The sequence below is a fragment of the Pseudomonas sp. 44 R 15 genome (assembly GCF_900004965.1).
Classification (GTDB): Bacteria; Pseudomonadota; Gammaproteobacteria; order Pseudomonadales; family Pseudomonadaceae; genus Aquipseudomonas; species Aquipseudomonas orientalis_A.
Genome location: NZ_CVTU01000110.1, coordinates 110,347 through 124,865 on the forward strand (window position 1 = coordinate 110,347; position 14,519 = coordinate 124,865).

The 14,519-nt window shown below is 58.9% G+C and carries 11 protein-coding genes; all 11 read left to right on the forward strand.

Annotated elements, in window-relative coordinates; genetic code table 11:
* Positions 1-284 precede the first annotated feature (284 nt).
* On the forward strand, positions 285-659 hold the full coding sequence (gene sdhC, locus BFP93_RS21125; protein WP_065884229.1) for a succinate dehydrogenase, cytochrome b556 subunit: 375 nt from the start codon (positions 285-287) through the stop codon (positions 657-659).
* Entirely contained in the window at positions 653-1,021 is a 369-nt protein-coding gene (sdhD, locus tag BFP93_RS21130) for a succinate dehydrogenase, hydrophobic membrane anchor protein (protein ID WP_065884231.1), read from the forward strand. The genes sdhC and sdhD overlap by 7 nt, the downstream gene beginning before the upstream one ends.
* Before the next feature lie 3 nt (positions 1,022-1,024).
* Positions 1,025-2,797 carry a succinate dehydrogenase flavoprotein subunit gene (gene sdhA, locus BFP93_RS21135; protein ID WP_065884233.1) on the forward strand — a complete coding sequence of 591 codons (1,773 nt, stop codon included), beginning with the start codon at positions 1,025-1,027 and terminating at the stop codon, positions 2,795-2,797.
* Positions 2,798-2,808: 11 nt separating this feature from the next.
* Complete coding sequence (locus tag BFP93_RS21140; RefSeq protein WP_003172807.1) at positions 2,809-3,513, forward strand: succinate dehydrogenase iron-sulfur subunit; 705 nt, start codon at positions 2,809-2,811, stop codon at positions 3,511-3,513.
* A 261-nt stretch (positions 3,514-3,774) separates the two neighbouring features.
* On the forward strand, positions 3,775-6,606 hold the full coding sequence (locus BFP93_RS21145) for a 2-oxoglutarate dehydrogenase E1 component (protein ID WP_065894785.1): 2,832 nt from the start codon (positions 3,775-3,777) through the stop codon (positions 6,604-6,606).
* Between the two features lie 44 nt (positions 6,607-6,650).
* Complete coding sequence (odhB, locus tag BFP93_RS21150; RefSeq protein ID WP_065894786.1) at positions 6,651-7,877, forward strand: 2-oxoglutarate dehydrogenase complex dihydrolipoyllysine-residue succinyltransferase; 1,227 nt, start codon at positions 6,651-6,653, stop codon at positions 7,875-7,877.
* Between the two features lie 99 nt (positions 7,878-7,976).
* A complete protein-coding gene (gene lpdA / locus BFP93_RS21155) occupies positions 7,977-9,413 on the forward strand; it encodes a dihydrolipoyl dehydrogenase (RefSeq protein WP_057722679.1) in 1,437 nt (478 codons plus the stop codon).
* Positions 9,414-9,617: 204 nt separating this feature from the next.
* Positions 9,618-10,784: an ADP-forming succinate--CoA ligase subunit beta gene (gene sucC, locus BFP93_RS21160; RefSeq protein ID WP_003190011.1), complete on the forward strand. Its 1,167-nt coding sequence runs from the start codon at positions 9,618-9,620 to the stop codon at positions 10,782-10,784.
* Complete coding sequence (sucD, locus tag BFP93_RS21165; protein WP_065884237.1) at positions 10,784-11,665, forward strand: succinate--CoA ligase subunit alpha; 882 nt, start codon at positions 10,784-10,786, stop codon at positions 11,663-11,665. The genes sucC and sucD overlap by 1 nt, the downstream gene beginning before the upstream one ends.
* A gap of 437 nt (positions 11,666-12,102) precedes the next feature.
* Positions 12,103-13,416, forward strand: a complete 1,314-nt coding sequence (gene brnQ / locus BFP93_RS21170) for a branched-chain amino acid transport system II carrier protein (protein ID WP_065894787.1) — start codon at positions 12,103-12,105, stop codon at positions 13,414-13,416.
* Positions 13,417-13,729: 313 nt separating this feature from the next.
* On the forward strand, positions 13,730-14,470 hold the full coding sequence (locus BFP93_RS21175; protein ID WP_065894788.1) for a DUF599 domain-containing protein: 741 nt from the start codon (positions 13,730-13,732) through the stop codon (positions 14,468-14,470).
* Positions 14,471-14,519: the final 49 nt, after the last annotated feature.

The following is a 14,519-nucleotide window of genomic DNA, read 5'->3' on the forward strand; positions in this document are numbered from 1 at the left end:
GTCAATTTGCCTAAAGTCTTGCTCCAGAAGGCTTTAACCGTACTTTTTCGTCGAAATTGCCTGCCATTTACGCCTTTTATCCCGTCAGCGCAATCAGCTATTAGGGTGAGGTGTGCGCGTTGTCATTAGTAACCTAACTGTCTATACTCGGCCACCGACCGCCAAGGGCTTTTGGGCTTGCTTTCATTGGGGGTCGCACTCCCTGGGTGGTGCTTACCTGACCAGTCGCACTCCCCAACAACTTTGCCCTGATTGTTAGGGGCTCTTCAGTGTGAAAAAAAGCCGTGAATAGCCAACGACCTGTAAACCTAGACCTAAGGACCATCAAACTCCCCATCACCGGCGTTACGTCGTTCCTGCACCGTGTTTCCGGCATCATCCTGTTCCTGGGCCTGGGCATCATGCTTTACGCATTGAGCAAATCCCTGGGTTCCGAGGAAGGTTTTGCCGAGGTGAAGGCAACCTTGACCAGCCCGCTGGCCAAGTTCGTAGCATGGGGCCTCCTGTCCGCTCTGCTGTATCACCTGGTAGCCGGCGTGCGCCACTTGATCATGGATGCGGGTATCGGTGAGACGCTCGAAGGCGGCCGCCTGGGCTCGAAAATCATCATCGCCATTTCCGTGGTGCTGATCGTTCTGGCAGGAGTTTGGATATGGTAACCAGCGTAACGAATCTGTCGCGTTCGGGCCTCTATGACTGGATGGCACAGCGTGTGTCTGCGGTCGTTCTCGCGGCTTATTTCATTTTCCTGATCGGATACCTCGTCGCAAACCCGGGCATCGGCTTTGAGCAGTGGCACGGCCTGTTCGCCCACAATGCGATGCGAATCTTCAGCCTGCTGGCCCTTGTCGCCCTGGGCGCTCACGCCTGGGTCGGCATGTGGACCATCGCGACCGACTACCTGACGCCAATGGCGCTGGGCAAGTCCGCGACCGCAGTCCGTTTCCTCTTCCAGGCAGTATGCGGCATCGCGATGTTCGCTTACTTCGTCTGGGGTGTGCAGATTCTTTGGGGTATCTGATTCATGGCTAACATTCCAACTATTTCATTCGACGCCATCATTATTGGTGGCGGCGGTGCCGGCATGCGCGCTGCGCTGCAGCTGGCCCAGGGTGGCCACAAGACCGCCGTGATCACCAAGGTGTTCCCGACGCGTTCGCACACTGTATCGGCCCAGGGTGGCATCACCTGCGCCATCGCTTCCGCCGATCCGAACGATGACTGGCGCTGGCACATGTACGATACCGTCAAGGGTTCCGATTACATCGGTGACCAGGACGCTATCGAATACATGTGTCAGGAAGGCCCGGCTGCGGTGTTCGAGCTGGACCACATGGGTCTGCCGTTCTCCCGTACCGAGCAAGGCCGTATCTACCAGCGTCCATTCGGCGGCCAGTCGAAGGATTACGGTAAAGGCGGGCAGGCTGCCCGTACCTGCGCCGCGTCCGACCGTACCGGTCACGCGCTGCTGCACACCCTTTATCAGGGCAACCTGAAAGCCGGTACCACGTTCCTGAACGAGTACTACGCTGTCGATCTGGTGAAGAACGGCAAGGGCGAGTTCGTCGGCGTGATCGCCATCTGCATCGAAACCGGTGAAACCACCTACATCCGCGCCAAGGCGACTGTCCTGGCGACCGGCGGTGCAGGCCGTATCTACGCGTCCACCACCAATGCCCTGATCAACACCGGTGACGGCGTCGGCATGGCCCTGCGTGCAGGCGTGCCGGTACAGGACATCGAAATGTGGCAGTTCCACCCGACCGGCATCGCCGGCGCCGGTGTACTGGTGACCGAAGGTTGCCGTGGTGAAGGTGGCTACCTGATCAACAAGCACGGCGAGCGTTTCATGGAGCGTTATGCTCCGAACGCGAAAGACCTTGCCGGTCGCGACGTTGTGGCCCGTTCTATGGTTAAAGAGATCATCGCCGGCAACGGCTGTGGCCCGAACGGCGACCACGTACTGCTCAAGCTTGATCACCTGGGCGAAGAAGTGCTGCACAGCCGTCTGCCAGGTATCTGCGAGCTGTCCAAGACCTTTGCTCACGTTGACCCGGTGGTTGCTCCGGTTCCGGTGGTTCCGACCTGCCACTATATGATGGGCGGCGTGCCGACCAACATTCATGGCCAGGCCATCACCCAGAATGCCGAAGGCGTGGACGAGATCATTCACGGCCTGTTCGCGGTAGGCGAAGTGGCTTGCGTATCGGTTCACGGTGCCAACCGCCTGGGCGGCAACTCGCTGCTCGACCTGGTGGTATTCGGCCGCGCTGCCGGCCTGCACCTGGAAAAAGCCCTGACCGACGGCATCGAATACGATGACGCCACCGACGCCAACATCGAAGCCGCCCTGGCGCGCCTGAACGCTCTGAACGAGCGCACTGATGGCGAAGACGTGGCAACCCTGCGTCGCGAGCTGCAAAGCTGCATGCAGAACTACTTCGGTGTGTTCCGTACCGGCGAATACATGCAGAAGGGTATCGCCCAGTTGGCCGACCTGCGCGCACGCATCGCCAACGTCAAGATCAACGACAAGAGCCAGGCGTTCAACACCGCTCGGATCGAAGCCCTTGAGCTGCAGAACCTGCTGGAAGTGGCTGAAGCGACGGCGATCGCCGCCGAGGTTCGCAAGGAATCCCGTGGTGCTCACGCCCGTGAAGACTTTGAAGACCGCGACGACGAGAACTGGTTGTGCCACACCCTGTACTTCCCGGGTGACAAGCGCGTGACCAAGCGTGCCGTGAACTTCTCGCCGAAGACGGTGCCGACGTTTGAACCGAAGATTCGGACTTACTAAGGGTGGCTGCCATGTTGAAAGTCAGTGTTTATCGCTACAACCCTGATCAGGACGCCGCGCCGTTCATGCAGGAATTCCAGGTCGATACCGGCGGTAAAGACCTGATGGTGCTGGATGTATTGGCACTGATCAAAGAGCAGGACGAAGGTTTCTCCTATCGTCGCTCTTGCCGTGAAGGTGTGTGCGGTTCCGACGGCATGAATATCAACGGCAAAAACGGTCTGGCGTGCATCACGCCGCTGTCGGCCGTGGTCAAGGGCAACAAGCTGATCGTTCGTCCACTGCCAGGTTTGCCGGTTATCCGTGACCTGGTCGTCGATATGAGCATCTTCTACAAGCAATACGAGAAAGTTAAGCCGTTCCTGCAGAACGACACGCCGGCTCCGGCCATCGAGCGTCTGCAGTCCCCGGAAGAGCGCGAAAAACTCGACGGCCTGTACGAGTGCATCCTGTGCGCTTGCTGCTCGACGTCGTGCCCGTCCTTCTGGTGGAACCCGGACAAGTTCCTGGGCCCGGCTGCGCTGCTGCAAGCCTACCGCTTCCTGGCAGACAGCCGTGACACCAAGACGTCCGAGCGTCTGGCTTCGCTGGATGACCCGTTCAGCGTATTCCGCTGCCGCGGGATCATGAACTGCGTCAACGTATGTCCCAAAGGCCTGAACCCGACTAAGGCCATTGGTCACATCCGTAACATGCTGCTGCAGAGCGGCGTGTAACTGACGTTGCAGTAAAAGCAGGACCGTTGTGCCCGTAAATGCTGCGGCGCAGGCTTCAACCGGCGCCGTAGTTTTAACTTGAGCAGCGACTTACAAAGCCGCGGCTCTTATTTTGAAGAAATGAGACAAGCAGGGGCATTCGGGTTGGTACCCGAACTATCAGCGTGATCCTAGTGGCTTGTTCTGGTCGCTGCACTTGGCCTTTTGCAAGCAAACTCGGTGTTTTCGCCGGTGGTGTCCCCAAATCGAGGGTGACCAAGCATGCAAGAAAGCGTGATGCAGCGCATGTGGAACAGCGGCTATCTTTCAGGTGGTAACGCTGCCTATGTGGAAGAGCTTTATGAGCTCTACCTGCACGACCCTAACGCTGTGCCAGAAGAATGGCGCACCAAATTTCAGACGTTGTCTTCAGACGGCAACGCTGCCACCGATGTATCGCATGCTGCGATTCGCGATCATTTCGTGTTGCTGGCAAAGAACCAGCGCCGCGCCCAACCGGTTTCCGCCGGCAGCGTGAGCAGTGAGCACGAGAAGAAGCAAGTTGAAGTGCTGCGACTGATCCAGGCTTACCGGATGCGCGGCCACCAGGCGGCCCAGCTTGACCCGCTGGGGCTCTGGCAGCGTCCTGCACCTGCTGACCTGTCGATCAATCATTACGGCTTGACCAATGCCGATCTTGATACGACCTTCCGTGCCGGCGACCTGTTCATCGGCAAAGAGGAAGCGAGCCTACGCGAAATTCACGAAGCGTTGCAGCAGACATATTGCCGCACCATCGGCGCCGAGTTCACGCACATCACCGATTCCGAGCAGCGCCATTGGTTCCAGCATCGCCTGGAAGGCGTGCGTGGCCGTCCGGTCCTGTCCGCCGATGTGCGCAGCCATCTGCTTGAGCGCGTGACCGCCGCTGAAGGCCTCGAAAAATACCTGGGTACCAAATACCCGGGCACCAAGCGTTTCGGCCTGGAAGGCGGCGAAAGCCTGATTCCGATGCTCGACGAGCTGATCCAGCGTTCCGGTTCCTATGGCACCAAGGAAGTCGTGATCGGCATGGCCCACCGTGGTCGCCTGAACGTGTTGGTCAACACCTTCGGCAAGAACCCGCGCGAGCTGTTCGACGAGTTCGAAGGCAAGAAGAAGGTCGAGCTGGGTTCCGGTGACGTTAAATATCACCAGGGCTTCTCGTCCAACGTGATGACCACCGGCGGTGAAGTTCACCTGGCCATGGCATTCAACCCATCCCACCTGGAAATCGTTTCCCCGGTGGTCGAGGGGTCGGTGCGTGCGCGCCAGGATCGTCGTAACGACGCTACCGGCGAGAAGGTCCTGCCGATTTCCATCCACGGTGACGCGGCATTCGCCGGTCAAGGCGTGGTCCTGGAAACGTTCCAGATGTCGCAGACCCGCGGCTTCAAGACCGGCGGCACGGTTCATATCGTCATCAACAACCAGGTTGGCTTCACCATCAGCAACCCGCTGGATGCGCGCTCTACCGAGTACGCTACCGACGTTGCCAAGATGATCCAGGCGCCGATCCTGCACGTGAATGGCGATGATCCGGAAGCCGTACTGTTCGTGACCCAACTGGCTGTCGACTACCGCATGCAATTCAAGCGTGACGTGGTCATCGACCTGGTGTGCTACCGCCGTCGCGGTCACAACGAAGCGGACGAGCCAAGCGGCACCCAGCCGTTGATGTACCAGCAGATCACCAAGCAGCGCACCACCCGTGAGCTGTACGCCGAAAGCCTGACCAAGGCCGGCGTGCTGGATGATGCGCGCGTCCAGGCGAAGATCGACGAATACCGCAATGCGCTGGATAACGGCCTGCATGTGGTGAAAAGCCTGGTCAAGGAACCGAACAAAGAGCTGTTCGTTGACTGGCGTCCGTACCTGGGCCACACCTGGACTGCGCGCCATGACACCAGCTTCGACTTGAAGACGTTGCAGGAGTTGTCTGCCAAGTTGCTGGAAATCCCTGAAGGGTTTGTGGTTCAGCGCCAGGTTGCGAAGATCTACGAAGACCGTCAGAAAATGCAAGCCGGCGGCCTGCCGATCAACTGGGGTTACGCCGAAACCATGGCGTACGCGACCCTGGCGTTCGAAGGTCACCCGATCCGCATGACCGGCCAGGACATCGGCCGCGGTACGTTCTCGCACCGTCATGCTGTATTGCACAACCAGAAAGACGCGGGCACCTACATCCCGTTGCAGAACCTGTACGAAGGCCAGCCACGTTTCGACCTGTACGATTCGTTCCTGTCCGAAGAAGCCGTGCTGGCGTTCGAATACGGCTATTCCACCACCACGCCTAACGCGCTGGTGATCTGGGAAGCCCAGTTCGGCGACTTCGCCAACGGTGCCCAGGTGGTTATCGACCAGTTCATCACCAGCGGCGAGCACAAGTGGGGCCGTCTGTGCGGTCTGACCATGCTGCTGCCACACGGTTATGAAGGTCAGGGCCCCGAGCACTCCTCGGCCCGTCTGGAGCGTTACCTGCAGCTGTGCGCCGAGCACAACATCCAGGTGTGCGTGCCGACGACCCCGGCGCAGATCTACCACTTGCTGCGTCGCCAGGTGATCCGCCCGCTGCGCAAGCCACTGGTCGTGCTGACTCCGAAATCGCTGTTGCGTCACAAACTGGCCGTTTCGACCCTGGAAGATCTGGCCGAAGGTTCGTTCCAGACCGTTATTCCGGAAATCGATACGCTGGACGCCGCCAAGGTCACTCGCCTGATCCTGTGCAGCGGCAAGGTCTATTACGATCTGCTGGAAAAACGCCGTGCCGAAGGCCGCGAAGACATCGCCATCGTGCGTATCGAGCAGCTTTACCCGTTCCCGGAAGATGACCTCATGGAGATCATCGCGCCTTACACCAACCTCACGAATGTGGTGTGGTGTCAGGAAGAACCGATGAACCAGGGCGCGTGGTACAGCAGCCAGCATCACTTGCGTCGCAGCATCGGCAACCACAACAAGGCCCTGGGCCTGGAGTATGCCGGTCGTGATGCGTCTGCTGCACCTGCCTGTGGTTATGCGTCGATGCACGCCGAGCAGCAGGAAAAACTGCTGCAAGCTGCTTTCACTGTTTAACGCCTTCGCGCTGACTGAAACCGAATTTTAAGGACCTACAGATAATGGCTATCGAAATCAAAGCCCCGTCATTCCCGGAATCGGTTGCCGATGGCACCGTTGCCACCTGGCACAAGAAACCAGGCGAGGCCGTCAAGCGTGACGACCTGATCGTCGACATCGAGACTGACAAAGTCGTGCTGGAAGTGCTTGCCGAAGCCGACGGCGTGCTGGGCGCAATCGTGGCCGAAGAGGGCGCTACCGTCCTGTCGAACCAGGTATTGGGCTCGATCGAAGAGGGCAGCGCTGCTGCTCCTGCTCCTGCCGCCGCCGCTGCACCGGCTGCCGCTTCCGCACCTGCCGCCGCTCCGGCTGCGGGTGGTGAAGATCCAATCGCTGCACCGGCTGCTCGCCAGCTGGCTGAAGAAAACGGTATCAACCTGGCGTCCATCAAGGGTACCGGCAAAGACGGCCGTGTCACCAAGGAAGACGTGGTGGCTGCGGTTGAAGCGAAGAAAAACGCTCCGGCTGCCGCACCCGCCAAGGCCGCCGCTCCGGCTGCCGCCGCGCCTGTGTTCGCTGCCGGCGACCGCACCGAGAAGCGCGTACCGATGACCCGTGTGCGTGCCACCGTGGCCAAGCGCCTGGTTGAAGCACAATCGAACATGGCGATGCTGACCACGTTCAACGAAGTCGACATGACTGAAGTCATGGCGCTGCGTTCGAAGTACAAGGACCTCTTTGAGAAGTCCCACAACGGCGTGCGTTTGGGCTTCATGTCGTTCTTCGTGAAGGCGGCCACCGAAGCGCTGAAACGCTTCCCGGCAGTCAACGCTTCCATCGATGGCGCCGACATCGTCTACCATGGCTATGCAGACATCGGCGTTGCCGTGTCCAGCGACCGTGGCCTGGTGGTTCCGGTTCTGCGTAACGCCGAGCTGATGAGCCTGGCCGAAATCGAAGGCGGCATCGCCGGCTTCGGCAAGAAAGCCCGTGACGGCAAGCTGACCATCGACGAGATGACCGGCGGTACGTTCACCATCACCAACGGTGGTACCTTCGGTTCGATGATGTCGACGCCGATCGTCAACCCACCGCAAGCCGCGATCCTGGGCATGCACAACATCATCCAGCGTCCAATGGCCATCAACGGCCAGGTCGTGATCCGCCCAATGATGTACCTGGCGCTGTCTTACGATCACCGCCTGATCGATGGTAAAGAAGCCGTGACGTTCCTGGTGACCATCAAGAACCTGCTGGAAGACCCGGCTCGCCTGCTGCTGGATATCTGATTGAAGCAGCCCCAGGTTGCGAGCTACAAGCTGTAGGAAAAAGCAGCTTGGCTTGCAGCTTGGGGCTAGAAGCTTGTCGCAAATAGAGGATCTATTTTCATGACACAGAAATTTGACGTTGTAGTGATTGGTGCAGGCCCTGGCGGCTATGTTGCCGCCATCAAGGCTGCACAACTGGGCCTCTCGACTGCTTGCATCGAAAAATACACCGACAAGGAAGGCAAACTGGCGCTGGGCGGTACCTGCCTGAACGTTGGTTGCATTCCTTCCAAGGCGCTGCTGGACAGCTCCTGGAAATTCCACGAAGCCCAGGATGGTTTCGCGATCCACGGTATCAACCATGCCGGCGTGACCATGGACGTGCCCGCGATGGTCGGCCGTAAAGCCAACATCGTCAAAGGCCTGACTTCCGGCGTTGCCACCTTGTTCAAGGCCAATGGCGTGACTTCCCTGCAAGGCCACGGCAAGCTGCTGGCCGGCAAGAAAGTTGAAATCACCAAGCCGGACGGCTCGGTTGAAGTCATCGAAGCCGAAAACGTGATCCTGGCACCCGGTTCGCGTCCAATCGACATTCCACCGGCTCCAGTCGATCAGAACGTGATCGTCGATTCGACCGGCGCCCTGGAATTCCAGGCCGTGCCTAAGCGCCTGGGTGTGATCGGTGCCGGCGTCATCGGTCTGGAGCTGGGTTCGGTATGGTCCCGCCTGGGTTCGCAAGTAACCGTGCTCGAAGCCCTGGACACCTTCCTGCTGGCCGCCGACACCGCCGTGTCCAAGGAAGCCTACAAGACCCTGACCAAACAGGGTCTGGACATCAAGCTGGGCGCGCGCGTTACCGGTTCCAAGGTCAACGGCGAAGAAGTTGTCGTGACCTACACCGACAAGGAAGGTGAGCAGACCATCACCTTCGACAAGCTGATCGTAGCTGTTGGTCGTCGCCCCGTGACCACCGACCTGCTGGCTTCCGACAGCGGCGTGAGCATCGATGAGCGTGGTTTCATCCACGTTGACGATCATTGCGCAACCACCGTACCGGGCGTTTACGCGATCGGCGACGTGGTTCGTGGCATGATGCTGGCCCACAAGGCTTCCGAAGAAGGCATCATGGTTGTCGAGCGCATCAAGGGTCACAAGACCCAGATGAACTACGACCTGATTCCATCGGTTATCTACACCCACCCGGAAATCGCATGGGTCGGCAAGAACGAACAGCAGTTGAAAGCTGAAGGCGTTGAAGTTAACGTCGGCACCTTCCCGTTCGCCGCTTCTGGCCGTGCCATGGCAGCCAACGACACCGGTGGTTTTGTCAAAGTCATCGCTGATGCCAAGACTGACCGCGTATTGGGCGTCCACGTGATTGGTCCAAGCGCTGCAGAACTGGTTCAGCAAGGCGCTATCGGTATGGAATTCGGCACCAGTGCCGAGGACCTGGGCATGATGGTCTTCTCCCATCCAACCCTGTCCGAAGCGTTGCACGAAGCAGCGTTGGCAGTGAATGGCGGCGCCATCCACATTGCCAACCGCAAGAAGCGCTAAGCGAGATAATAAGAAACCACGGCGGAGTTGCCCGTCGTGAGCCTTGCGCGCAAGACTCACCGCGGAATATCCGCTGGACGCAGCCTTGTGCAGCTTTACGGGCCATAAGCCCCGCAGGTTGCGCAAGCAGCAGTCACAGGTGGTGCGGCACTCATAATGAGCGCAGCGCCGAATGCGCAGTACCTAACGAAGACGGTAAAAAGCATGAATCTTCACGAGTATCAGGGTAAGCAGCTGTTCGCTGAATACGGCCTGCCAGTTTCCAAGGGCTACGCAGTAGACACCCCGGAAGCAGCAGCAGAAGCTTGCGACAAAATCGGCGGCAGCGAGTGGGTTGTCAAAGCCCAGGTCCACGCCGGTGGTCGCGGTAAAGCGGGCGGCGTTAAGCTGGTTCGCAGCAAAGAAGACGCCAAGGCCTTCGCACAGCAGTGGCTGGGCAAGCGTCTGGTGACTTACCAGACTGATGCCAATGGCCAGCCAGTCACCAAGATCCTGGTTGAATCGTGCACTGATATCGCTAAAGAGCTGTACCTGGGCGCTGTCGTTGACCGTTCGAGCCGTCGCATCGTGTTCATGGCGTCCACCGAAGGTGGCGTGGACATCGAGAAAATCGCTCACGAAACCCCAGAAAAAATTCTGAAGGCCACTATCGATCCACTGGTTGGCGCTCAGCCATTCCAGGGTCGCGAGCTGGCTTTCCAGCTGGGTCTGGAAGGCAAGCAAGTTGCCCAGTTCGCCAAGATCTTCGTCGGTCTGGCCAAACTGTTCCAGGATCACGATCTGGCCCTGCTGGAAGTGAACCCGCTGGTGATCAAGGCTGACGGCGATCTGCACTGCCTCGACGCCAAGATCAACATCGACGCCAACGCCATGTACCGTCAGCCAAAGCTGAAGACTTTCCACGATCCGTCGCAAGACGATCCGCGCGAAGCGCACGCTGCCAAGTTCGAACTGAACTACGTAGCGCTGGAAGGTAACATCGGCTGCATGGTCAACGGTGCCGGTCTGGCCATGGGTACCATGGACATCGTCAACCTGCATGGCGGCAAGCCAGCCAACTTCCTCGACGTAGGCGGTGGCGCTACCAAGGAACGCGTAACCGAAGCGTTCAAGATCATCCTGTCCGACTCCAACGTCGCAGCAGTACTGGTCAACATCTTCGGCGGCATCGTTCGTTGCGACATGATTGCCGAAGGCATCATCGGTGCAGTGAAAGAAGTCGGCGTTAAAATCCCGGTTGTTGTTCGCCTTGAAGGTAACAACGCTGAACTGGGCGCTAAAGTACTGGCAGAAAGCGGTTTGAACATCATCGCGGCTACCAGCCTGACCGACGCTGCTCAACAAGTTGTCAAAGCTGCGGAGGGCAAGTAATGAGCGTCCTGATCAATAAAGACACCAAAGTTATCTGCCAGGGTATTACCGGTTCGCAAGGTAGTTTCCACACCCAGCAAGCCATCGAGTACGGCACCCAGATGGTTGGCGGCGTAACGCCGGGCAAAGGCGGCACCGAGCACCTGGGCCTGCCAGTGTTCAACACCGTGAAAGAAGCAGTAGAAGCCACTGGCGCCACCGCCAGCGTGATCTACGTTCCAGCTCCTTTCTGCAAGGACTCGATCCTGGAAGCGGCCTTCGGCGGCATCAAGCTGATCGTGTGCATCACCGAAGGCATTCCTACCCTGGACATGCTGGACGCCAAGGTTAAGTGCGACGAACTGGGTATCACCCTGATCGGCCCTAACTGCCCAGGCGTGATCACCCCAGGCGAATGCAAGATCGGCATCATGCCGGGTCACATTCACTTGCCAGGTAAAGTCGGTATCGTTTCCCGTTCCGGCACCCTGACCTACGAAGCTGTGAAGCAGACCACTGACGCCGGTTTCGGTCAGTCGACTTGCGTCGGCATCGGCGGTGACCCGATTCCGGGCTCCAACTTCATCGACATCCTGAAGCTGTTCCAGGAAGACCCGAAGACCGAGGCGATCGTGATGATCGGTGAGATCGGCGGTTCGGCTGAAGAAGAAGCGGCTGCCTACATCAAGGCACACGTGACCAAGCCGGTTGTTTCCTACATCGCTGGTGTGACTGCCCCTGCGGGCAAGCGCATGGGCCATGCTGGCGCAATCATCTCCGGCGGCAAAGGCACTGCAGACGAGAAATTCGCTGCGCTGCAAGACGCAGGTGTGAAAACCGTGCGTTCGCTGGCAGACATCGGCAAGGCCTTGGCCGAGCTGACCGGTTGGGCCGTCAAGTAAGCCTCGCGCTTAGCTGACGCTTCACCCCACAAAGGCCACCTTCGGGTGGCCTTTGTGCATTCTGGGCTCAGCAACGTATCTGAGGTTGGTAGAGATCCAAATGTGGGAGGGGGCTTGCCCCCGATTGCGGGGTGTCGGTCATGATGACGTGGCTGAACCACCGCTATCGGGGGCAAGCCCCCTCCCACATTTTTTTGTGTGTATGGCTAGATTAAGTATGAAAACGCGACATTTGAATGTCGCTTATCGGACAGTACGCCCCGCAACAGTGCGTTTGTCGGTCTAATTCTGTACTCTAGCCGCCTCTTTATGCGCCCGTATCCCAAAAGGAAGCTGCGCGCCAGACCGGTCGGCCCCCATAAGGGCCGGCGGTATTTCCCTCATTCACAGGGAATCCCCCTCTAAATTCCGATTCAGTAGTGTGGTATTTCCTCAAAATGAAAGTGTTGAAAAGCCAGGATATCCTGGCGTTGGGCTTTATGACCTTTGCCCTGTTCGTGGGCGCCGGCAACATCATCTTCCCGCCTATCGTTGGTTTGCAGTCCGGGCCTCACGTGTGGATGGCGGCCCTGGGGTTCCTGATTACGGCTGTCGGCCTGCCGGTCGTCACCGTGATCGCGTTGGCCAAGGTCGGCGGCGGTATGGATGCGTTGAGCAGCCCGATCGGCAAGATCGCCGGTGGCCTGCTGGCGGCTGCGGCGTACCTGGCGGTAGGGCCGCTGTTCGCCACGCCGCGCACGGCCACCGTCTCGTTCGAAGTGGGCCTGGCGCCGCTGACCGGGGAAAGCCCGCTGGCGCTGTTCCTCTACAGTTCGGTGTACTTCCTGGTGGTGTTCTTTGTCTCCCTGTATCCGGGTCGACTGTTGGATACCGTCGGCCGTTTTCTCGCGCCGCTGAAGATCATCGCGTTGGCCATCCTCGGCGTTGCCGCGTTTGCCTTGCCGGCCGGTGAGGTCGGTGTCGCCACGCCGGAATACGTCGCTGCGCCGTTCTCCCAGGGCTTTATCAATGGCTACCTGACCATGGATACCCTCGGCGCGCTGGTATTTGGCATCGTCATCGTCAACGCGATTCGCTCCCGTGGCGTTGAGTCGCCCAAGCTGATCACGCGTTACGCGATCATTGCCGGGCTGATTGCCGGCGTGGGCCTGGCGCTGGTGTATGTCAGCCTGTTCCGTCTGGGTTCGGGCAGCCATGAAGTCGCCGCCGGGGCGGCCAACGGTGCCGCTGTATTGCACGCCTATGTGCAACATACCTTCGGTTCCCTGGGCAGCGGCTTCCTCGCTGTGCTGATCTCCCTGGCGTGCCTGGTGACCGCTGTGGGCCTGACCTGTGCCTGTGCCGAGTACTTCAGCAAAGTCCTGCCGCTGTCCTACAAGACCCTGGTGGTGATCCTCGCGCTGTTCTCGTTGTTCGTGTCCAACCTGGGCCTGACCAAGCTGATCGCGTTTTCCATTCCGGTGCTTACTGCGATCTACCCGCCGTGCATCGTGTTGGTGGCTTTGAGCTTCTGTAAAGACTTCTGGCAGGAGCAGGGCCGTATAGTTGGTCCAGTGATGCTGGTGTCCTTTATCTTTGGCTGCATTGATGCACTCAAGGGCGCGGGCCTGGCCGATTGGATGCCGGCGCAGATGGCTAATTTGCCATTGAGCGAGCAAGGCCTGGCGTGGCTGGTGCCGTCGGTGATGGTGCTGGTTGTAGCGGTGGTGGTTGATCGCATGTTGGGCAAGCGCAGCGAAGCCATCGCATAACGACCGGCTTGGCGCAGTATCGAAATGCCCCGTATCAATCAATACGGGGCATTTTTTATGCTTGAAAGGCTACGACCTTCTAAAGTTGGAATGCTTAAAAATGTGGGAGGGGGCTGGCCCTAATGCCAGTCAGGTAGGAGCGAGCTTGCTCGCGAAAAACTCACAGCCACCGCGTTCATTCAGAAAGCACGCTTTATCGTTGACGTTTTTCGCGAGCAAGCTCGCTCCTACAGACGGCGAGCAGCAAGCTATCGGGGCCCCCTCCCACATTTTGAAAGCATTCAGTTATCCAACACCGTGTAAAAGGACCCGCATGTCGTTCGTCGAAACCAATCAAATCCACCTGCTCGCCGCCCTATGGTTCATTCTTTGCTGGGGCGGCTATACCCGTTACGCCACCTGGAAGGCCCGGGACACCGCCTGCCTGGCCAGCGTGTTGCACCTGTATCGCGAAGACTGGATGCGTCGCATGCTGCTGCGCGATAACCGCATCGCCGATGCCAGTGTGATCGGTAACCTGGAGCGTAACGCCTCGTTCTTCGCCTCCAGCACGTTGATTATCCTCGCCGGCATTCTGACCGTGCTGGGCGCTTCGGAGCGAGCGGTGTCATTGCTGGCGGATATCCCCTTGGTACAGCAGGCCTCCCAGGGCATGTCGGAAATCAAGTTGCTGTGCCTGGCGCTGGTGTTTGTCTACGCGTTCTTCACCTTCAGCTGGTGCATGCGCCAATACAACTTCGCCGCCGTGCTGGTGGGCTCGGCACCGATGATTGGTGAGCGGCATGTGTCGGAGCAGGAGCGCAACGCCTTTGCCTTGCGCGCGGCGCGGGTGATTTCGATGGCGGCCAACCAGTTCAACTTCGGCTTGCGGGCGTATTACTTCGGCATGACCATGTTGGCCTGGTTCGTCAGCCCCTGGTTGTTCATGTTGATGAGCAGCGGGGTGGTGCTGGTGCTGTACCGTCGTGAGTTTCACTCCGACGTTTTGCAGGTGATGGTGTATACGCCGACGAATATGCACGCCCCGGACCCGTCAAAAGAGAGCGTGACTTAAAAGCCTGCATAAACAGCAGACAAAGAAAAGCCCGCTCTATAAGCGGGCT